The organism is Microvirga arsenatis (assembly GCF_009910705.1).
Taxonomy (GTDB): Bacteria; Pseudomonadota; Alphaproteobacteria; order Rhizobiales; family Beijerinckiaceae; genus Microvirga; species Microvirga arsenatis.
Genome location: NZ_JAAAXJ010000001.1, coordinates 651614 through 672290, shown reverse-complemented (window position 1 = coordinate 672290; position 20677 = coordinate 651614). Strand labels below are relative to the sequence as shown.

General features: G+C 61.8%; 9 protein-coding genes. 3 read left to right on the top strand and 6 right to left on the bottom strand.

What is annotated here, in order from left to right; genetic code table 11:
• Positions 1-81: 81 nt before the first annotated feature.
• Positions 82-10545, bottom strand: a complete 10464-nt coding sequence (locus GR303_RS24555; protein ID WP_281351498.1) for a hypothetical protein — start codon at positions 10543-10545, stop codon at positions 82-84.
• A 654-nt stretch (positions 10546-11199) separates the two neighbouring features.
• On the opposite strand from GR303_RS24555, the gene lexA reads away from it, so the two are divergent.
• A complete protein-coding gene (gene lexA, locus GR303_RS03035) occupies positions 11200-11910 on the top strand; it encodes a transcriptional repressor LexA (protein ID WP_161724519.1) in 711 nt (236 codons plus the stop codon).
• Here lexA and GR303_RS03030 read toward each other — a convergent pair.
• A complete protein-coding gene (locus GR303_RS03030; RefSeq protein WP_161724517.1) occupies positions 11888-14164 on the bottom strand; it encodes a ComEC/Rec2 family competence protein in 2277 nt (758 codons plus the stop codon). The two genes, lexA and GR303_RS03030, sit on opposite strands and share 23 nt — an antisense overlap.
• A 141-nt stretch (positions 14165-14305) precedes the next feature.
• On the opposite strand from GR303_RS03030, the gene gltX reads away from it, so the two are divergent.
• Together gltX and gltA are read left to right on the top strand one after the other, a co-directional pair.
• Complete coding sequence (gltX, locus tag GR303_RS03025) at positions 14306-15736, top strand: glutamate--tRNA ligase (RefSeq protein ID WP_161724515.1); 1431 nt, start codon at positions 14306-14308, stop codon at positions 15734-15736.
• A gap of 171 nt (positions 15737-15907) precedes the next feature.
• Positions 15908-17200, top strand: a complete 1293-nt coding sequence (gene gltA / locus GR303_RS03020; protein WP_161724514.1) for a citrate synthase — start codon at positions 15908-15910, stop codon at positions 17198-17200.
• Positions 17201-17274: 74 nt separating this feature from the next.
• Here the strand turns inward: gltA and lpxB are convergent, their stop codons facing one another.
• The 4 genes from lpxB to fabZ are packed head-to-tail and all read right to left on the bottom strand — an operon-like array spanning position 17275 to position 20649.
• Entirely contained in the window at positions 17275-18459 is a 1185-nt protein-coding gene (gene lpxB, locus GR303_RS03015) for a lipid-A-disaccharide synthase (protein WP_161724513.1), read from the bottom strand.
• The gene (locus GR303_RS03010) at positions 18452-19369 is read right to left on the bottom strand and encodes an LpxI family protein (protein ID WP_161724511.1); all 918 of its coding nucleotides are present in this window, start codon (positions 19367-19369) and stop codon (positions 18452-18454) included. The genes lpxB and GR303_RS03010 overlap by 8 nt, the downstream gene beginning before the upstream one ends.
• A 6-nt stretch (positions 19370-19375) precedes the next feature.
• Entirely contained in the window at positions 19376-20188 is an 813-nt protein-coding gene (lpxA, locus tag GR303_RS03005) for an acyl-ACP--UDP-N-acetylglucosamine O-acyltransferase (protein ID WP_161724510.1), read from the bottom strand.
• Positions 20185-20649 carry a 3-hydroxyacyl-ACP dehydratase FabZ gene (gene fabZ, locus GR303_RS03000; protein ID WP_161724509.1) on the bottom strand — a complete coding sequence of 155 codons (465 nt, stop codon included), beginning with the start codon at positions 20647-20649 and terminating at the stop codon, positions 20185-20187. The genes lpxA and fabZ overlap by 4 nt, the downstream gene beginning before the upstream one ends.
• Positions 20650-20677 lie beyond the last annotated feature (28 nt).

Genomic DNA, 20677 nt, shown 5'->3' with positions numbered 1-20677 from the left:
CCCCCATATTAACGTTGAGCCTTGCGAGCAATGTGCTCATGTGAAGAAAACGGGAGGCAGGCCTCCCGAAAGTTGTCGATGTCAGATGACAAGGAAGTCGTTGAACGACAGGTTGGCCTTGTTCGTCAGCTTGGCGATCGCAACGGCAGCCTTTTGGCCAGACCCATCTGCATCGTAGAGGAGAACGCCAACATCTCCGGTGTTGTCGTAGATGATGCGATGCGTAGCCGATTGGGCCTGCACTCCTGCGAAGAAGGTGTCTGCATCAAGACCTTGTCCGATCCGACCTAGAAGGTCGAAGATTTCTGAGGACAGGTGGATCTTGTCCTCACCTATGGAGAAATCAGCGATTGTATCGACTTCTGCCGCCACGGGATTGGTAGTGAATACGAATTTGTCACCTCCAACTCCGCCATTGAAGAAGTCGGCTCCACGTGCGCCAATGAATGTATCCGATCCGCCACCTCCAAAGTAGGAGTCGTCTCCGATTCCACCTTTGAATACGTCATCGCTTGACTTTGCAGTCCGATAGGTCTCGTTCAGCCAATCACGTACGACGATTCTGATGTTTGACTCGACGAATTGCGTGCCAGTTACATCGTCCGTAACCTGGAGCGTAATCAAGTGCGTACGAATGTTCTCATGGTCGAGCTTTGAACTATCTGCGACCTGTAGGCGGGCAGTTCCGTTAACCACGACTATCTTGAAGCGACCATCTGTATCTACCCACCTCATAGTGCCATCGCCATTATCGATGCCAATCTTGTAGGTGTAAGTGTGACCTGTGTTCACGTTTACCGACAGCGACGCTATGTTGGAGTTGTCGCGTGATAATTCCTGAACCCAGTTGCTGGACAGGCGAATATCAGACGGACTTTGGCTGCTACCGTCATAGAGAAGCCCATCGATAAAGACACGTTCGATACCGTTGCTCCTCAGGTTAGAGACAAAAACGTGTACCGCAGCGTCGTCGCCGATATTCCTCGATAGAGCGTAAACAACGTCGTCGCCTAGATCGCCGCCTTGGTCGAATTCGATGACATCTCCAGCATCCATAAGGTAGTAGGCGTCATTGCCTGCTCCTCCGCGAAGAGTATCAGCGAATCCATCGCCTATCGCATTACCCCTACTGTCGAACGTGCCACCAGTGAGAATGTCGTTGCCCTCTCCGCCTTCGAGAGAGTCATTGCCTGTTCCACCTTCAAGAAGGTCATCTCCATCCCCGCCGAGGAGCGTGTCGTTGTCGGCACCACCTTGGAGTATGTCGTTGCCGAGTCCGCCCATGAGCGTGTCCTCGCCATCTCCGCCATCGAGTAAGTCGCTGCCGCTGCCGGCGTTCGATCCATCCTCCTCATCATCGGAGATAAGATCGTTGCCTGCACCGCCCCTGAGGGTGTCGTTACGCGTGCTGCCGTAGATGGTGTTGGCTTGGTTGTTGCCGATCAGTTCGACGTCGAAATCGAGACCATCGACCACCGAGAGAATCTCGACGCCAAACTTGTCATCGAGGGTATAGCTCGCGATATGAACGTTAGCCCGATCCTGGCTTCCGCCTTTCTCAGGATCGAGAGGCTCGTCCTTGATCTCATCGCCGACAAAGATCTCGTAGACGTCGTCCAGTCCGCTGCCCTGGCCTCCGTAGGGATTCTCGCTATCGTCGATGTAGATCTCTTCGATGCCTTTCCCCCAATGCTGCTCGGCAAAAGCCTGAATCGCCTTCCAATCGACTTGATCCCCATTCATGAAGTTCTTCGACAAGATATAAACCTTGTCGAAGCCTCCATCGGCCTCGTCACCGAACTCGATGACGTCAGCAGCATCCATCAGGTAGTAGACGTCGTCGCCTGCACCAGCGTGAAGCGTGTCCGCCGCACCATCGCCGCTAACTTCGCCATTCTCATCGATCAGGCCGCCGTTGAGCGTGTCGTTGCCGTCGCCGCCGATGAGCTCGTCGCTGCCGTCGCCGCCGCGCAGGACGTCGTTGTCGGCTCCGCCATTCATAATGTCATTGCCGTCGCCGCCAATGAGAAGGTCGTCGTCGGCACCGCCATCGAGGTTGTCGTCACCATCGCCACCAAAGAGCCGATCGATTCCGGCACCACCGTTCAGGGTGTCGTTACCGCCCCGGCCGTCGAGATCGTTGGCTCCGTCGTTGCCGATGAGGATGTTGCCCTCGAGATCACTGCCGGTGACGTTGATCGGATCTTCGCCGTCTCCCGCTTGAACGACCTCGACGCCGCTCTGCTCCTCCAATGTGAAGTCAATGCTGGTAACGATAGTGTCCTTGCCGCCTGCCTCATCGTCATCTTCGAGCACTGTGTCGCCATCGCTATCGATGACGTAGGTGTCGTTGCCGGCGCCGCCGGTCATGACGTCGTTGCCCTCACCACCGTCGAGGAGGTCGTTGCCGGCACCGCCGGTGACGCCGTCGTCGCCGCCGCCGCCATTAAGGGTGTTGCCGCTGTCGTTGCCTTCGACGGCGTTCCCGAGGTTGTTGCCGGAGAGCGTGTTTCCACCTCCCGCAGCCGCATCCAGCTTCAGAACCTCCACTTCTTCGTCCGTATCCAGGGTGAAGCTGCCATGAGCGATCACGGTATCGGTTCCACCGCTAGTCGTTTCATGCACGTGGTCGCCCGTGGTCACATGGTAGGTGTCATCGCCCTGCCCGCCTCTCAGCGTGTCAGTGTCTGATCCACCATCCAGGATGTCGTTGCCCTCGCCGCCGTCGAGCGAATCGCTGCCTTCGCCGCCGGCGAGTTCGTCGATGCCATCGTGACCCTCCAGAGTGTCGCCGCCGCCTGCACCGTGCAGTGTATTGGCTTCGTTGTTGCCCGTGATTTTGTCGGCGTCATCCGTGCCGATCACATGCACGTCGGTGACCCCTGCCTGGATCTCGATCTCCTCGATCCCGGTCGAGATGTTGTAAGTGCCGGAGGCGGTGATGATGACCTTGTCCAGGGCACCACTCGCGTCGGTGACATCATCCCCAGCGTCGTCAAGGTAATAGATGTCATCGCCGGAACCGCCAACCAGGATATCGGCCCCGACGCCGCCATCCAGCGTGTCGTCGCCTTCCCCGCCGACAAGCGAGTCCACGCCATCATGTCCGGCCAGAGAGTCGCTGCCGCCGGCGCCGTCGAGGGTGTTCGCCTCGTTGTTGCCGGTGAGGTCGTTGCCCTGGCTGTTGCCGACCAGGTGGACGCCGGTGGTGTTCCCGCCGACCTTGCCGTTCTCTATGCTGCCGCCCAGCGTGTACACGCCGGACGTGAACACGACGACCGTGTCCTCGTCCCCGTCAGCGTCAATGATCTTCTCGCTGCCGTAGACATGATAGGTGTCGTTGCCAATGCCGCCTTCGAGCGTGTCATCACCGTCGCCGCCGTCGAGGGTATCGTCGCCGTCTTGGCCCACGATCGAGTCGTTCCCGCCAGCGCCGTTGAGCGAATCGTTGCCCACGCCGCCAATGATCGTATTGGCGAACATGTTGCCGGTGATCTGGACGCCGAACGTCACCTTGTCGCCGACCTCGAGAATCTCGACGCCGACGGTATCCTGAAGCTCGTACTTGCCGATGTGGATATAGGCCTTGTCCGCGGTGCCGCCGCTCTCCGCAATATCCTCGACGATGACGTCGCCCTCGTCGTGGACGTGGTAGATATCGTTGCCGGAGCCTCCGGTCATGATGTCGTTGCCGAGGCCGCCGTTGAGGATGTCGTTGCCCTCGCCGCCGGTGAGAACGTCATCGCCGCCTTTTCCGTTGATGACGTCGTTGCCCTTGCCGCCATCAAGGGTATCGTTGCCCTCGCCGCCGTTGAGCGTGTTGTCGCCATCGTCGCCGGTCTCGGAAATGTCTCTGATCAGGACAATGTTCTCGATGCCCTTGTCTCTCTGCAGAGAGAGCACAAAAGCGTCGTACTGCGCCTGGCTAGCGAACGTTCCTCTGTAGACATAGGCGGTATCGTTGCTGCCGCCCATATCCTCCACGGTATCACCGGCTCGGACATAATAGACATCATTGCCGAGGCCGCCTTCGAGGGTGTTCGCCTCGCCCGAGCCACCGTTCAGCGTGTCGTCGCCGTCGCCGCCCTTAAGAGTATCGGCACCGTCTCCGCCGAACAATTCATCGTTGTCGTTGCCGCCGTCGATGCTGTCGTTGCCTGCTCCGCCGTAGAGGGTGTCATTCCCAGCACCGCCGTCGAGCGTGTCGTCGCCGATCTCTCCTTCGAGCCGGTCAGCTCCGTCCTTCCCGTCGATGGAGTCGTTGCCGCCACCGCCCCTGATCGTATTGGCGAAATTGTTGCCGGTCAGCGCATTGCCGCCGTCATTGCCGATCAGGGTCACGCCTTCGGCGCCCGTGTCGATGCCGCCGTTCTCGATGTCCGTTCCGAGCCTGTATGTTCCGGACTTCGTAGCGATGAGGGTGTCGGTGCCTGAGCTGTCGGTGACCTTGTCGTCGAGATCGACATAGTAGGTGTCGTCGCCCGACCCGCCCTGCAGATCATCGGCTCCGTCCCCCCCCTTAAGGACGTCGGCGCCGCCATTGCCTTGCAGCAAGTCGTTTCCACCGCCCCCTTCGAGGGTGTTGGCCGTCTCGTTGCCGGTGAGCGTGTTGGCGTCTCCATTGCCCTTCAGGGTGACTCCGCCGATCTCGCTCTGGATCTCACCAATTTCGATGCCCGATGCCAGAGTGTACGTGCCGGTCTCGGTAACGATGACCTTATCGCTTGTACCGCCAGCGTCGCCATTAACGATGTCCTTAGCATCGACATAATAGGTGTCGCTGCCGTCACCGCCGTCGAGCGTATCCGCTCCGAGACCACCATCTAGGGTGTTGGCGAGCTCGTTTCCGGTGAGCTCGTTCGCCTGGGTGTTGCCGATCAGGTGCACCAGGCTGACATTGTCTTGGATCCTGCCGTCCTCCACGCCTCCGGCGAGCGTGTATTCGCCGGTCCCGATGACGATGATCAGGTCGTCGTCGCCACCCGTATCCTCTTCGACCGCGTCGTTTGCATCGACATAATACGTATCGCTCCCTCCGCCGCCGTTGAGGGTGTCGGCTCCTGCGTCGCCCTTGAGAACATCCGAGCCGGATCCGCCGGCAACCTTGTCGTCACCGCCGCCGCCATAGAGGCTGTTCCCGCTGTCGTTGCCTTCGACGACGTTGCCGAGATTGTTGCCCGACAGCGTGTTGCCGCCCCCGGCAGACCCGTGCAGCCTCAGTGTCTCCACTTCCTGGTTCAGGGCCAGAGTGAAGCTTGCATGGGCGATGATCGTATCCAGGCCTTGACCGGTGGCCTCATAGACCCGGTCGCCCGTACCGACATGATACGTGTCGTTGCCGTCCTTACCGTAGAGGTCGTCGATGCCACCGCCGCCGTCGAGGGTGTTGTCTTTGTTGTTGCCGGTGATCGTATTGGCTTCCACATTGCCGATCACATGAACATCGGTGACGTCCGCCTGGATCTCGGCATTTTCCACCCCATCCGCCATGGTGTAGGTGCCGGATGCCGTGATGATCACCTTGTCGGCAGTGCCGCCAGTGGCCGAGTCCTTGCTCTCCACAACCACATCGTTTTGGTTGTCGAGGTAGTAGGTGTCGCTTCCACCGCCGCCATCGAGCGTGTCGACGCCGCCCTTGCCGTCGAGTGCGTTGCTGCCGCTGTTGCCGGTGAGCCGGTTTCCGGAGCTGTTTCCGGTCAGGCTAATATTGCCGGCGCGAAGTGCCGTCAGGTGCTCGACACGTGTGAGGGTCTCAAGGGAATAGGAAACAGTAGTCTCAATCAGGTCGTCTGTATCGGCTCCGGTCTCGTCGACGGTGTCGCTCCCGGAATCCACCCGATAGACGTCGTTTCCGGCGCCGCCCTCCATGGAGTCGATGCCAGTGCCGCCGTCAAGAGTGTCATTGTCGGCGCCGCCCCGCAGCGTATCGTTGTCGCTGCCGCCTTCCAGGCTGTCTCTGCCGCCACCTCCGTTGAGGGTGTCGCTCTCGTCTCCGCCGATCAGCTGGTCGTTGCCGGTGGCGCCGGTGATGCTATTGGCGAACTTATTGCCTTCCAGGCTCAGGTCCGCAGTTCCAGCACCGAAGAGCTCTTCAACGGCTGCGTCTTCGGCAAGCCGGTAGCTCTTGTTGGTATGGATCGTATCCCGGCCGCCATCCGTGCTGTCTTCCAGGACTTGGTCGCTGCTGTCGTCGACGAAGTAGATATCCGATCCTGTGCCGCCTCTCATGACGTCAGCGCCAGTGGCGCCATCAAGGATATCGTTGCCTCCATTGCCAATCAGCGTGTTGCTGCCGCTGTTGCCGGTGATCCGGTTGCCAAGGCCGTTGCCGGTGAGCGTGACATCGGCTTTGTCGGTCGCCTGGATATTCTCGATGTCGCCATAAGTCGCGATGGAGAAGGATACCGACGTCTTGACAGTATCGGTGCCGCCACCTTCTATCGTGCCGAAACTCTCATGGATGCTGTCGGCCGGATCGTCAATGATGTAGGTGTCGTCGCCCTTGCCGCCGATCAGCGTATCCGCGCCGCCTTTGCCGTTGAGGGTATTGTTGCCGCTATTGCCGGTGAGCCGGTTTCCGAGCCCATTGCCGGTGAGGCTGATGTTGGCTGCGCCGTTGGCCCGGATATGTTCGACATTCGCCCGGCCCTCGATCGAATACGTTGCGGAGGTTTCCACCAGGTCCTCGCCGGACCCGTCAGTCTCGTCGACGACGTCATCTTCCGAGTCGACCCAGTAGACGTCGTCGCCTGCACCGCCAATCATATAATCGACGCCAGAGCCGCCATTGAGCGTGTCGCTACCGTCTTTGCCGACAAGAGTGTCGTTGCCCGAGCTGCCGTCGAGCGAGTTGGCCGCGTTGTTACCGGTGAGCCTGTTCTCCAGCGTATTACCGATCAGGTGGTACCCTTCACCGGAACCTCCGATTTCGCCATTCTCAATCCCTGTCACAAGCGTGTAGGTGCCAGCCACGGTCGCGATGATCCGATCCGCACTGCCGCCGGCGAGGCTGTCTCCATCTTCGGTGACTGTGTCGTTCTTGTTGATGTAGTCGAGGTCGACATAGTAGGTGTCGTTGTCCGCGCCACCTGCCAGCACATCGTTCTCGGATCCACCGCGCAGCGTGTCGTTACCCGCACCGCCTACCAGGCTGTCGTTGCCGGTGCCACCCTCCAGGATGTCGTTGCCACCGCGTCCGTTCAGGGTGTCGTTACCTATGCCGCCTTCCAGAGTGTCGGCAATATTGCCGCCGTTAAGCTCGTTGCTGATTTCATTGCCGATGATGTGGTAGCTCTCGGAGAGATTGTAAGCCGACCCGATTTCTATGCCGGAAACGAGCGTGTATTTTCCGGCCTCGACGAGGTTCACCTGATCCTTGGACCCACTCTTGTCCGCGTCGATCTTGTCACTCAGATCGATGTGGTAGGTGTCATCGCCATCGCCGCCGACCATGCTGTCGGCACCCTCCCCACCGATCAGAAGGTCATTGCCGCCGCCGCCATCCAATGTATCGTTGCCAGATCCACCGAGCAGTCCATTGTCCTTGTTGTTGCCGGTGAGCTTATTGTCGAGACCATTGCCGGTCAGGGTGACGCCAGTGACATCAGTGTCGATCTCACCGCTCTCAATTCCGGTTGCCAGCGTGTAGGTGCCGGAGACGGTCGCAATGATCCGATCCGCGCTGCCGCCGATCGTGCTTTCCTTGTCCTCGATGACTGTGTCGTTCAGGTCAACATAGTAGGTATCGTTATCTGCGCCACCACTCAGCTCATCATTTCCGGAGCCACCCCGCAGAATGTCGTTGCCGCGGTTGCCGATAAGAGTGTCATTCCCGGAGCCGCCATCGATCGAGTTAACGCCATCATTGCCGATGATGGTGTTGGCCTCATTCCTGCCGCTCAAGTTGATCGTAGATTCACCCTCGATTGCCTTAAGGATTTCAACGCCGGTTCCATCACTAAGTGTGTAATCGAAGTTGACGATGGCTGTGTCGTTGGTGCCTCCTGCGGGTGCGGTAGTCTCAACGAATACATCAAAAAGACTGGTGAGATAATATGTGTCGTCACCGGCACCGCCGGTCATGTGATCGATCTCGGAGCCGCCATCCAGCGTGTCGTTTCCAGCGCCGCCGATGAGCGTGTCGGCGTCCGATCCGCCTTTCAGATGATCGTTTCCTTCTCCACCGTCCAAGGTATCGTCGCCGGAGTCTCCAGCCAGTTCATCGTGACCCGCGCTGCCGGTGAGGCTGTCGTTCTGAGTACCGCCTGTCAGGGAGTCGTCATCATCCCCGCCATCGAGCGTATCGTTGCCGCTGCCGCCGATGATTGTGTCGTTGTCGCTCCCACCCCGGAGGGAATCCGCGCCTCCTCGGCCGTCGATGCGATCCTTGCCGCCGTGCCCATAAAGCTGGTCCGCTAAGGCGTCACCACCAAGCAGCGTATCGTCATGCAGAGAGCCGGATACGGCCTCAATGGACGTGTATGTGTCCCCGGCCGCATCTCCTTGGTTCAGGTGCATGGCATCCCGATCAACGAGGATCTTGGACCCAGCCGTTGAATAATCTGCTGTATCGCCGCCGATACCACCGTCGAGCTGATCTCCGCCCTGGCCGCCTATGAGGATATCGCTCCCTTCCTCCCCATGCAGAATATCCGCCCCGTCGCGACCATTAATAAAGTCCGCGCCGCTGCCGCCATAAAGTCGGTCGCCCTGATCGGTTCTGTTCGTGCCGTACAGATGATCTCCGTGGCTCGTTCCGTTAAACCTTTCAATGGAGTTGAAGGTATCGCCAACAGCATCGCCTGCGTTGCGGCTGCCGTCCAAAAGGTCGAGTGTGATCGCTGCATTGGCTTGTGAGTAGTCGACAACGTCGAAGTCGGCGCCGCCGTCCATATTATCGGCGCCGCTGCCACCAGACAGAGTGTCGTCGCCATCGGCGCCGCTTAACGTATCGTTCCCTCCCCAGCCCACGAGGCGATCATTTTCACGATCACCCCAAAAATTATTGTTCTGATCGTTGCCTTCGATTGTGTCCTGCCAGTGCGACCCGGCGATCACTTCAATGCTATTGAAGGTATCGCCCGCTGCAGCGCCCTTATTAACGCTGCCGGAATAGAGCAAATAAATCTCGACACTGCCAGAATCCCAATAGCTCGCTGTGTCCTGGCCGGCCCCCCCATCGAGATGATCGGCGCCTGCACCGCCATTGAGCACATCGTTGCCAGAGCCGCCCTTCAGGGTATCGTTGTCACCGCCACCCTCAAGTGCATCGTCGCCATGGTGGCCTGAAAGGCGGTCGGCTCCGTCAAGGCCGATAATACGATCGGCACCAATGGTCCCGGCGTAGTTGTCCCCTGCAGCTTTCCCCGTCCATAGGATGCCGGCGATTGAGCGTGTGTCGAACGTCTGGCTGCGGATGTAACCGCCATGTTCGCTCCATGCCGTGGTCCAAGAGATGGTAAAGCGCCCATCGCCATGCGAAATGATCTGAGGATCAATCTGAGCTCCGCCAACGTACGTACTGACGACGAATGCGCTCCCGTCCTTCTCTCCGGGAGCGGAGAACTTTTGGGCCTTGATAATGCTGGTGCCACCTTGCTGCTCCACCCAGGCGACGACAAATTTTGTACTTCCTGGGCTACCGTCGAAGTTGGGGATGCTAGCGACAACAGGCTTGCTTTCGATGTCTGCTATTGTCGAGTCGATGGTAAACTCGCTACCAACACGGTTACCGTTCCCGTCCACAACTTGAGCGCGCATTGACACGCCTGTGGTGGAGGAAGCCTCCAGCCAAGTGACAAGTATCGTTCCATCGTGCAGGGTAGTAATCTCTACATCTTTCAGTTCTGCACCGAACTGATAAGTAGAAGACGTTTTGAGGCTGATTGTGAGATCCCGGCTCGGAAACTCGTTTGTTTGGATGCGCAGAACAATCTCAGTATAGAGGTAGTCACCGATTTGACCGCTGTACGTTACTGCGCATGCCCTTCCAAACATGCCAAATGAAGAGCCTACAACGTCAATAGGATTCATGCCTATTTTAGGGCTTGCGACAACAACAGGGTCTCCCAGGCTGACGCCACTCGCAGAAAAGCTCTGTATCTTTACCTGCGAGTTCTCTTCAAACAGAATGGAATAGGAGTCGCCAGCATTTGCGATCACCTCTGCATCGGAAGGGAAGCCGTCCGTGGGAAGAATAGCATTCCCACCCGCAGAAGACCCATCCGCATTGATGAGCGTCGTGATTATCCCGGCCCCTTGGTCAAACGCTATTGCGAACTTTCCATCCGGTAGCGCGGCAATCGAGGGCCTAGACTGGGCTGGCATACCTCCGTAGGTAGATATATCGAAAGCAGACTTGATGAGGGTACCATCAAAGGCAACGATCTGACCGACGATCTTTGTGATGCCTTGGATTGGATCCCACTGCTCCCAGACGGTCATAACCGATCCATCCGGTGCAATAGCCATCGCGACACGGTTCTGTGTCTGCTCGACATTGTGGACCCAATTTTCGTCGTTCCACCGGGTCGGTCCGCCAGCCATGTCGCTCTCCACGCGTAATCTTACTTAATGTAATATTACATCGTTTATGGCATCAAACCAGAGGTAAAAGCAACCCTCTTTCATTCAGGTCAACAATCTTGGTTGACGTGGCAAATTGGCCCCTTCGCGCCTAAAAAGTAAGAATATTTGCCTCTGATAAGCAGGATTGAGGCGAGGTTTAATATGGTTAATTATAATCAGTCAGCTTTCGATTGGCGCCGAACAAGCAAGATAAACTTCAATATAACTAGGATTATGATTGCATATTACATATGAGAAGCTTGTTTGAAGGACAAAAAATGAAAATAACTTCTTGTTAAGGATCTTCGACCGATCCTCAAAGCTACTTCCCCTCTCATGCACTTCTCAAGTGCGGTATCGTCGGAGGAAGCCAGGATGGTGTCCTGGGGCCTGGCAGGACTCGTACAAAAAGGGAGATGCGGCGGAATAGGCAGGGGATTTCGCCAATCGACCCGCCAAAAGTTCCTTATTTGCCAGGAATGGATCGGCCTCTTTGCATGCCTCGCCACACTTAGCGGCGCGAACGATCTCCCAGCAACCTTAACAGCACACTTGCGGAACACAGCGAGAACGGCTACCTTGTTCCCGATTTGTTTTCGGAATCGCTCCACCAGGGAGCAGTAAGGGCCAGCCATGCTGACGCGTAAACAGCACGAATTGCTCCGCTTCATTCATGAGCGGCTGCGTGAAACCGGGGTTCCGCCGTCCTTCGACGAGATGAAGGATGCGCTCGACCTCAAGTCGAAATCGGGTATCCACCGCCTCATCACGGCGCTGGAGGAGCGCGGCTTCATCCGCCGCCTGCCGAACCGGGCCCGGGCGCTGGAGGTGATCCGCCTGCCCGAGAGCACGAGCGGCGCAGGCAGCCAGCGGCGGTTCACGCCGAGCGTGGTCGAGGGTGGGCTGGCCGGCAAGGCGAAGCCCGCAGCGCCCTCGCCTGCCGCCGAGGAGCGCAACCGGGACATCGCCTCCGTTCCGGTCATGGGACGCATCGCCGCCGGCGTGCCGATCGCGGCGATCCAGAACCGCAGCCATTCCGTCACCCTGTCGGGCGACTTCCTCTCCCAGGGCGACCACTTCGCCCTCGAGGTGCGCGGGGATTCGATGGTGGAGGCCGGCATCCTCGACGGCGACCTCGTGGTGATCCGCCGGCAGGACACGGCCAACACGGGCGACATCGTCGTGGCCCTGATCGACGACGAGGAGGCGACCCTCAAGCGCTTCCGCCGCCGCGGCTCGTCCATCGCGCTGGAGGCAGCCAACCAAGCCTACGAGACCCGCGTGCTCGGCCCCGACCGGGTCAAGATCCAGGGCAAGCTCGTCAGCCTGGTTCGTCGCTACTGAACTCCTCCTCTGGGAAATCCTGCTCGGGAACGGGCGGCCTCGGCCGAGCCCTTTCTCGGGCAGGCCCGTCTCCGGCCCCTGCCGTCTCCGCCACGAGCCAGGGCAGGACCTCCCGTCCCTTCCTGACGGATACCACCTCCACCGTTTTCAACCCGAAGCGCAGGGTCAGCGCGCCGCGCTCCTTCAAGGCCTCGCCGCCCAGCAGCAGGGGCGCGCGGCATGAGGGCGGCGGCGACAGCCGGGTGACGATCACGCTGGCACGCCGGCAGTCCTCGTCGAAGGCCGCATGATCCTGCACGAAGGCGATGCGCCGCCCGCCGCCGGCGACCACGACGCAGCCCAAGCCATCGCATCGCGCCTCCGTCCTCAGGCTCGCATCGTCGACCTGTCTCGCATCGCCATCGGCACGAAGCCATTGCTCGGCCACGAAGTCCGAGGGGCGTCCCACGAGTGTCAGGCGGCCGCCGGAGCCGCGAATGGCGGCCCCTGCCCCATCACGATCCACGAACACGTCATAGCGGTGCGGGGCGGCCGCAAGAACGAGACCCGCTCCCGCAGGCACCACGGCGACCCAGCGCAGGGCGGAGGTCGGAATTGTGAGGATCAACAGGCCGATGGCGAGGAGCACCAACGCGCTTGCGCCCAAGGCCGGGACCACAAGGGTCGAGCCGCTGAAGCCATGGACCCAGGCCGAGAGCTCCAGCACCTGCGCAACCGCCGTTCCCATCAGTTGCCAGACGGGCCGGTCGAGGCCGAAGGGATAGGCCAGAACGCCGAGAACGGCGGAAGGCATGACGACCAGGGACACGAGCGGCAGCGCCAGCGCATTGCCGATGAGGCCGTAGGGATTCAGGCTCTGGAAGTGGTAGGCGGCGAAGGGAGCGGTGGCGAGGCTTGCCACCAGGGTCGTCGTGACAAGCCCGAGCATGGCCTGCCCTGCCCAACGCAGGCCCCGGTCGAGCATGGACCCCGACGCCCCCTCGCCGTGCTTTCTGTGCATCAGCGGCACGAGGGCCATCATGGCGGCCACGGCGCCGAAGGACATCTGGAAGCTCGGGCCCAGCAGGGCCTCTGGCTCCCGGGCAAGGACGATCAGGGCGGCGATGGCGAGATTGCGGATGCTCAAGGCAGGACGGTCCACCAGCACCGCGCCGAACATCACGAGGGTCATGATCAGCGAGCGCTCGGTCGCCACATCGGCTCCGGAGAAGATGCAGTAGATTGTGGCCCCGGCCATTGCGGCGATGGCGGCGATCTTCTTCACCGGCCAGAGCAAGGCGAGGGCCGGCGCCAGCGCCAGGATCGCGCGCACTATCCAGAAGAAGGTGCCGGCCGCCAGCACCATGTGCAGCCCTGAAATCGAGACGATGTGATAGATGCCGGCCCCGCGGAGCACGTCGTTCGTCGGCTCTGGGATGAGGCCGCGCTTTCCCGTCACCAGGGCCGCCCCGACGCCGCCCGCAGCCCCGCCAATGGCGGAGGCGATGCGATGCGTCAGGGCATTGCGCGCCTCGTCCACCGACGCGGCAAGCCGCAGGCGCCAACCCGGCGGTGCAGGCGGATCGAGACGTCGCACTTGGCCGACAATGGAGCCGACGGCGCCGATCCCCTTGTAGTAGGCATCGCGGGCGAAGTCGTAGCCTCCTGGCCAGGCGGGCTCCGGCGGCGGGAGCAGCCGCGCCGTGCCGGCGACGAACTGGCCGGCCGACAGCTCCGCCCCCCGGCGCATGGACAGCCGCACGAGATGCGGGCGCTCGGCTTCCGCAACGCCCTTCAGTTCCACGAGTCGCAGCAGAAGCCGCTTCCCCTCCTCGCGATCCTCGACGGCTTCGATGAAACCCGAGAACGGGGCGATGGTCACGCGGGTGAGAACGGGAGCCGCCACGGTCCGGCTCCGGACCACGCCTGCCGTAAAGCCGGCGAAGATCGCGGCCAACGCGATCATTGCGACGAATGCCGTCAGGTTTCTTCGAAGCGCGATCGCAGCCAGGGAGCAAAGGCAGAAGGCTCCGAGAGGGGCCCAGAGGGCGGGCGCGCCATCCGCCTGGAAGAACAGAAGGATCCCGATGCCGAAACACACGGCGATCCACGGGAAGAGACGGCGCTGCTCGATTTCCCGGGCAAGGGCTTTGGACAGCCATGCGCGCCCATCCAGAAGCGGCCATCCGGCAGCCGTGCCCCAGGCCAGCGGAAAAGCGGCGGCCCGCGCGGCGCTGCGCGGGATCCAGGGGGGCTTTCCTCGGTTGTCTTGCATCGTGGCTGCGGCTTAACGCGGATCTCAACGCATGCTAGACGACCGCACGCCCCGGCCCAAACCGCCCTGTGGATTGAGTCGGGACAAGCCGCGTCGGCAAGACCGCGCGACCCATGTTCTTCAAGTCAAGGTTTTCCCGCGATGACCGTCGTCACCCGCTTCGCCCCCTCGCCAACCGGTTTTCTCCATATCGGAGGGGGACGCACGGCCCTGTTCAACTGGCTCTATGCCAAGCGGCATGGAGGCAAGATGCTCCTGCGCATCGAGGACACCGACCGGGAACGCTCGACCGATGCCGCCATCGCGGCCATTCTCGACGGTTTGAAGTGGCTCGGCCTCGATTGGGACGGCGACGTGGTCTACCAGTTCTCCCGCGCTGCCCGTCACAAAGAGGTAGCTGAGAGCCTGCTCGCCCAGGGCCGCGCCTATTACTGCTACGCGACCCAGCAGGAGCTGGAGGAGATGCGCGAGACCGCCCGCAAGGAGGGCCGCCCTCTGCGCTACGACGGCCGCTGGCGCGACCGGGATCCGTCCGAGGCGCCGAAGGACGTGAAGCCGGTGATCCGTCTGAAGGCTCCGACCGAGGGCGAAACCGTGGTCGAGGACGAGGTGCAGGGTCGCGTGGTCTGGCAGAACAAAGACCTCGATGATCTCGTTCTCCTGCGCTCCGACGGCACGCCCACCTACATGCTCGCGGTGGTGGTGGATGATCACGACATGGATGTCACTCACGTCATCCGGGGCGACGACCACCTCACCAATGCGGCCCGCCAGACCCAGATCTATCAGGCGCTCGGCTGGAAAGTGCCGAAGATGGCGCATATCCCGCTGATCCATGGCCCGGATGGCGCCAAGCTCTCCAAGCGTCATGGCGCGCTCGGCGTCGAAGCCTATCGCAGCATGGGCTACCTGCCCGAGGCTCTGCGCAACTACCTCGTGCGCCTCGGCTGGAGCCATGGCGACCAGGAGATCTTCTCCACCCAGGAGATGATCGACGCCTTCGATCTCGGCAGCATCGGACGCTCACCTGCACGCTTTGATTTCGCGAAGCTCGAGAACCTCAACGGGCACTACATGCGCCAAGCCGATGACGAGCGGCTGGTGCGGGCGCTCGAAGACCTGCTGCCGGAACTTGAGAAAGACGAGCACCATCTGGGCCGCACCTTCAAGCCGGCGCTGAGGCAAAAGCTGATTGCGGCGATGCCGGGCCTCAAGGAGCGGGCCAAGACCCTGGTGGAGCTGCTCGACAGCGCCTACTACCTCTATGCCGCGCGCCCCCTGCAGCTCGACGAGAAGGCCGCTGCGCTCCTGGCGGATGGGCGGCCTCGCCTCGCCGGCATAGCCGATAGGCTCGAGGCCGTATCGGACTGGACGGCCCAGAGCGTCGAGGCGGTGGTGCGCGCGCATGCCGACGCCATCGGAGCGAAGCTCGGGCAGGTGGCGCAGCCTCTGAGGGCGGCTCTCACCGGCCGCGCCACGTCGCCCGGCCTGTTCGACGTCATGGCGGTTCTCGGCAAGGACGAAACGCTGTTGCGCATCCGCGACCAAGTCACGGATGCGCCTGCCGCATAGCCGCGCGAACTCGCCTTTAGACGTGCTTGCTCCGTTCTGACGGATAAGCTACCGAAGGCGCCATTATTTTCGACCGACCGGCAAACCCTGGCTCGGCAGCCCCGAGGGCCTATCCTGCTCCCCCGGTTGCTCTAGGTTCTGCCCGGCCTCCTTTTGAAAGGGCCATGACGCATGAGTTCCAAAACCAGCACAATCACAGTTGACGGCAAGTCCGTGGAGCTGCCGGTCAAAGAAGGCACCATCGGCCCGAGCGTCATCGATATCTCGAAGCTCTACGGTCAGACCGGGATGTTCACCTACGATCCCGGCTTCACCTCCACCGCTGCCACCGAGTCGAAGATCACCTATATCGACGGGGACAAGGGCATCCTGCTCTATCGCGGCTACCCGATCGACCAGCTGGCGGAGCACGGCGACTTCCTCGAGACCTGCTATCTGCTGCTCTACGGAGAGCTGCCGACGGCTGCGCAGAAGGCCGATTTCGACTACCGCGTCACGCGCCACACCATGGTGCATGACCAGATGAACCGGTTCTTCACCGGGTTCCGTCGGGACGCTCACCCGATGGCGATCATGGTCGCCTGCGTCGGTGCGCTCTCGGCCTTCTATCACGATTCCACCGACATTTCCGATCCGCATCAGCGCATGATCGCTTCCATGCGCATGATCGCGAAGATGCCGACCCTGGCTGCCATGGCCTACAAGTATTCCATCGGCCAGCCCTTCGTGTACCCGCAGAACGACTTGGACTACACGTCCAACTTCCTGCGCATGTGCTTTGCGGTTCCGGCCGAGGAGTACAAGGTCAATCCGGTGCTCTCGCGGGCGCTCGACCGCATCTTCATCCTGCATGCCGACCACGAGCAGAACGCCTCGACCTCCACCGTGCGTCTCGCCGGCTCTTCGGGCGCCAACCCGTTCGCCTGCATCGCGGCCGGCATCGCCTGCCTGTGGGGACCTGCCCATGGCGGCGCCAACGAGGCGGCTCTCAAGATGCTGGAAGAGATCGGCACGCCCGACCGTATTCCGATGTACATCGCGAAGGCGAAGGACAAGAACGATCCGTTCCGCCTCATGGGCTTCGGCCACCGGGTCTACAAGAACTACGATCCGCGCGCGCGCATCATGCAGAAGACCACCCACGAGGTGCTCAACGAACTCGGGATCAAGGACGACCCGCTCCTCGACGTGGCTATCGAACTGGAGCAGATCGCGCTCAAGGACGAGTACTTCGTCGAGAAGAAGCTCTACCCGAACATCGACTTCTACTCGGGCATCACGCTGAAGGCGATGGGCTTCCCCACCTCCATGTTCACGGTGCTGTTCGCGCTGGCCCGCACGGTCGGCTGGATCGCCCAGTGGAGCGAGATGATCGAGGATCCGTCCCAACGCATCGGCCGTCCGCGCCAGCTCTACACCGGTGCACCGCACCGCGACTACGTCACGCTCGCGCAGCGCGGCTGAGGCGTTCGGTCAAGAAAAAGGACAAGGGGCCGAAAGGCCCCTTTTTCATGTCCGTAACCCCGCGGGCCGAGACGCTAAGCTCTCGCCTGCCGCCTCTCGAGCACTTCGGCCACGATGCGCGCGGCCCGTTCACTGGGAGCCTCATCGCCGATCCGCATGAGATCGTCGAGCCGCCGGAGCGCCGCCTCCTGGCGTCGGCGCTCCGGCGTGCTCGACAGCAGCGGAAGAAGCGTCGTCGCCAGGGTTTCCGGCGTGCAGTCGTCCTGGATGAACTCTGGGATCGCGTTCTCGCCGAGAACCAGGTTGGTGAGCACGATGGATTGTGCCTTGATGAGAGGGCGCAGGATTGTCTCCTCGATTTTCGACACCTTGTAGGCCACCACCATCGGGATGCCGGAGAGGCCGAGTTCGAGGGTGACGGTGCCGGATGCGGCCAGCGCCGCATCGGCGCTGCGGAAGGCCTGCCACTTGGCGGCCTCGCCTTCTACGATGCGCGTCGTCACGCTCCACGAGGCGGCGCCGTCGCGAATGTCCTGCACCAGATGCGGCACGGCCGGGATCGTCACGGCAAAGGGCCGAGGCGATCGCTCCTGCAGGAGCGCCAGGGTCCTGCCGAAGATGTCCAGCAGGCGGTTCACCTCGGACCGACGACTGCCGGGAAGGACGAGGAGGTTCAGCGGCCCCTCCCGTTGGAGGCTGCGCTCGCCCTCGACCGGCCTGAACTCACCGACCCGCTCGATGAGCGGGTGCCCGACATAGGTTGTGGGGGGGCCGCCCAAGCGCCTGTGAGCTTCGGGCTCGAAGGGCAGCAGCGCCATCAGGTGATCCACATAGACACGCATCTTTGCGGCCCGTCCAGGGCGCCATGCCCATACGGACGGGCTGACGTAGTCGACAATGGGGATCTGCGGCGCACGCTTGCGCACGGCTTTCGCGACCCGGTGCGTGAAATCGGGGCTGTCGATGATGACGAGACAATCGGGATCGGCTGCGACCACCGCATCGGCCGTGACACGAATGCGGTTGAGCACCGTCGGCAGCCGTCCGATGACGGCTACGATCCCCATGACGGCAATGTCGTGCAGGGGAAAGAGGCTGTCGAGCCCCTCCTGTGCCATGGCCTGCCCGCCTACGCCTCCGAAGCGCAGGCGCCTGGCTCCCAGCCGGGCCTTCAGCGACCTCATGAGCTTTGCCCCGAGCTGGTCGCCGGATTCCTCTCCCGATACGATCCAGATGGTCAGCGGCCTCGTCTCATCCAACGGCGTTCTCCATCCAGGGCAGATCCACGGCGACAAGGAAAAGACCGAGGCGGTCGGCCGTGCGCAGCGTCTCCTCCTGCTCCAGCACGAAGGTGGAGCCTGCGCCGATGGCGATTCCGGAGAGGCCCGCCTTCGCGGCTTCCGTCACCGTGCGAGGGCCGATGGTCGGCATGTCCACGCGCAGATCCTGACCGCGCTTTGCCGCCTTGATCAGCACCCCTCCCTCCTTGCGCCGCCGCAGCCCGAGCCATGATTGGCGCAGGCTCCCGACCCGGCGCAGCATGCGGTCCGTGCCTTCCGGCCCCTCGATGGCCAGCACATGCCGGCGGGCGATCACCGCGCCCTGGCCGATGTCGAAAGCCGACAACGAAGCCAGAAGATCGAGACCCAAGGCGATGGCCTGGCGGTCGTCCTCGCCGGGAGCGAGAGAGCCGCTCAAGGAACGGGGCGCCACCAAGCCTGGTGCCAGCTCGTGCGCTCCCACCACCCTGTGCCCGTGCTCCTCGATGAGCATCACTGCGCCACGGAGCACCTGATCGTCCCCACGGGCGATGACCTCTTTCACCTCCTGCATGTTGCGCAGGGCCGAGTAGGCCCCGAGCAGCGCAGCAAAACCGGGACGACGCACGGCCCCGACAAGGGAGACTGACCGCGGCTGCCACCCGTCGAGGGTGTTCATGATGGTCTTGAGGTCGAGCAGGTCCACATTCGCGTGGGCCTTGCGGCGGAGTTCCGGGGCGGCAAAACCACGGAAGGCCAGGATACGGTAATCCTGCCCCGTTCTTTCAAGATGCTCGACAACCTGGATGGGCAGGCGCCCGCCCCCGGCGACGATAGCGACAGGCGCACCTGAGGTTTGGGCTGACCCGTGTGGGCCTGCTCCCCGGTCTTTCTCGCTTTCGGGCTGCATTCAGCCTCAGCCGCCCGAGCTGACAGGGTCCCGCGGCGTGCAGATGGCACGGTCGCCGCCGGCACGGATGAAGTCCAGAATCTCGTGCACGAAGGGATGGCTGTCGAACTCGCCGGCCACGTCCTCGACCCGTTCGGCAAGGGTGCCCTCGTCCGCGAAGAGCAGCCGGTAGGCGCGCCGGATGTCGTGGATCTGCTCGCGGGTGAAGCCGCGGCGGCGCAGGCCGATGATGTTGAGCCCGGCAAGATGCGCCCGGTTCCCCATGGCCATCCCATAAGGGATCAGATCGTTCTCGAGACCCGACATGCCGCCCACGAAGGCATGGGAGCCGACACGGGCGAACTGGATGACCGCGGAGCCGCCGCCGAAGATCACGAAATCGCCGACCGTGACATGGCCCGCCAGCATCACGTTGTTCGACAGGATGCAGTCGTTGCCGACCTTGGTGTCGTGGCCCACGTGGGAGTTCGCCAGGAAGGTGCAGCGGTCACCGATGACCGTGCGCAGCCCGCCGCCTTCGGTGCCGGGATTCATGGTCACGCCTTCGCGGATCATGCAATCGGCGCCGATCTCCAGCGTCGAGGCCTCGCCCTTGTACTTGAGGTCCTGCGGGATGTGGCCGATCGAAGCGAAGGGGAAGATGCGGGTGCGCGGACCGATGGTGGTTCGTCCTGCCACGGCCACATGGCTGATGAGCTGACAGCCCTCCCCCAGTACGACTTCGGGACCCACTGTGCAGAAAGGGCCGATCCTGCTGCCCTGGCCGATCTTTGCCCCATCCTCGACGATGGCGGTCGGATGAATCACGGTCTCGGTCATTCGGTCACCAGCATGGCGCTGACCTCGGCCTCGCAGACGAGGGTGCCGTCGACCTTCGCCTCGCCCTTGTACCACCACATGTTGCGGCGGTTGTTCAGCTTGCGCATGTGAAACTCGACCCGGTCTCCCGGCTCCACGGGCTTGCGGAATTTCACCTTGTCGATCGTCATGAAATATACCTGCTTCGGCTTGGCCTGCTGCGCCATCTTCGCCTTCACGCAGATGGCACCCGCCGTCTGAGCCATCGCCTCGATGAGGAAGACGCCCGGGAAGATCGGCCGGGTGGGAAAATGGCCCGTGAATTGTGGCTCATTGAAGGTGACGTTCTTGATGCCGATGCACGAATTGTCGCCGTCGATCTCGATGATCTTGTCGACCAGCAGGAAGGGATATCTGTGCGGCAGGAGCTCCAGAATCTCCATGATATCAGCGGTTTGAAGCGTGGTGGGCGCTTCGGACATGACGTGAACTCCGAACCTTCGTGGATGT

Bases quoted from the DNA above. Each gene is read 5' to 3' on its own strand.
- lpxA (WP_161724510.1), bottom strand. From the start codon at position 20,188: ATGACCGAGACCGTGATTCATCCGACCGCCATCGTCGAGGATGGGGCA.
- fabZ (WP_161724509.1), bottom strand. From the start codon at position 20,649: ATGTCCGAAGCGCCCACCACGCTTCAAACCGCTGATATCATGGAGATT.
- GR303_RS03030 (WP_161724517.1), bottom strand. From the start codon at position 14,164: ATGCAAGACAACCGAGGAAAGCCCCCCTGGATCCCGCGCAGCGCCGCG.
- GR303_RS03010 (WP_161724511.1), bottom strand. From the start codon at position 19,369: ATGCAGCCCGAAAGCGAGAAAGACCGGGGAGCAGGCCCACACGGGTCA.
- GR303_RS24555 (WP_281351498.1), bottom strand. From the start codon at position 10,545: ATGGCTGGCGGACCGACCCGGTGGAACGACGAAAATTGGGTCCACAAT.
- gltA (WP_161724514.1), top strand. From the start codon at position 15,908: ATGAGTTCCAAAACCAGCACAATCACAGTTGACGGCAAGTCCGTGGAG.
- gltX (WP_161724515.1), top strand. From the start codon at position 14,306: ATGACCGTCGTCACCCGCTTCGCCCCCTCGCCAACCGGTTTTCTCCAT.
- lexA (WP_161724519.1), top strand. From the start codon at position 11,200: ATGCTGACGCGTAAACAGCACGAATTGCTCCGCTTCATTCATGAGCGG.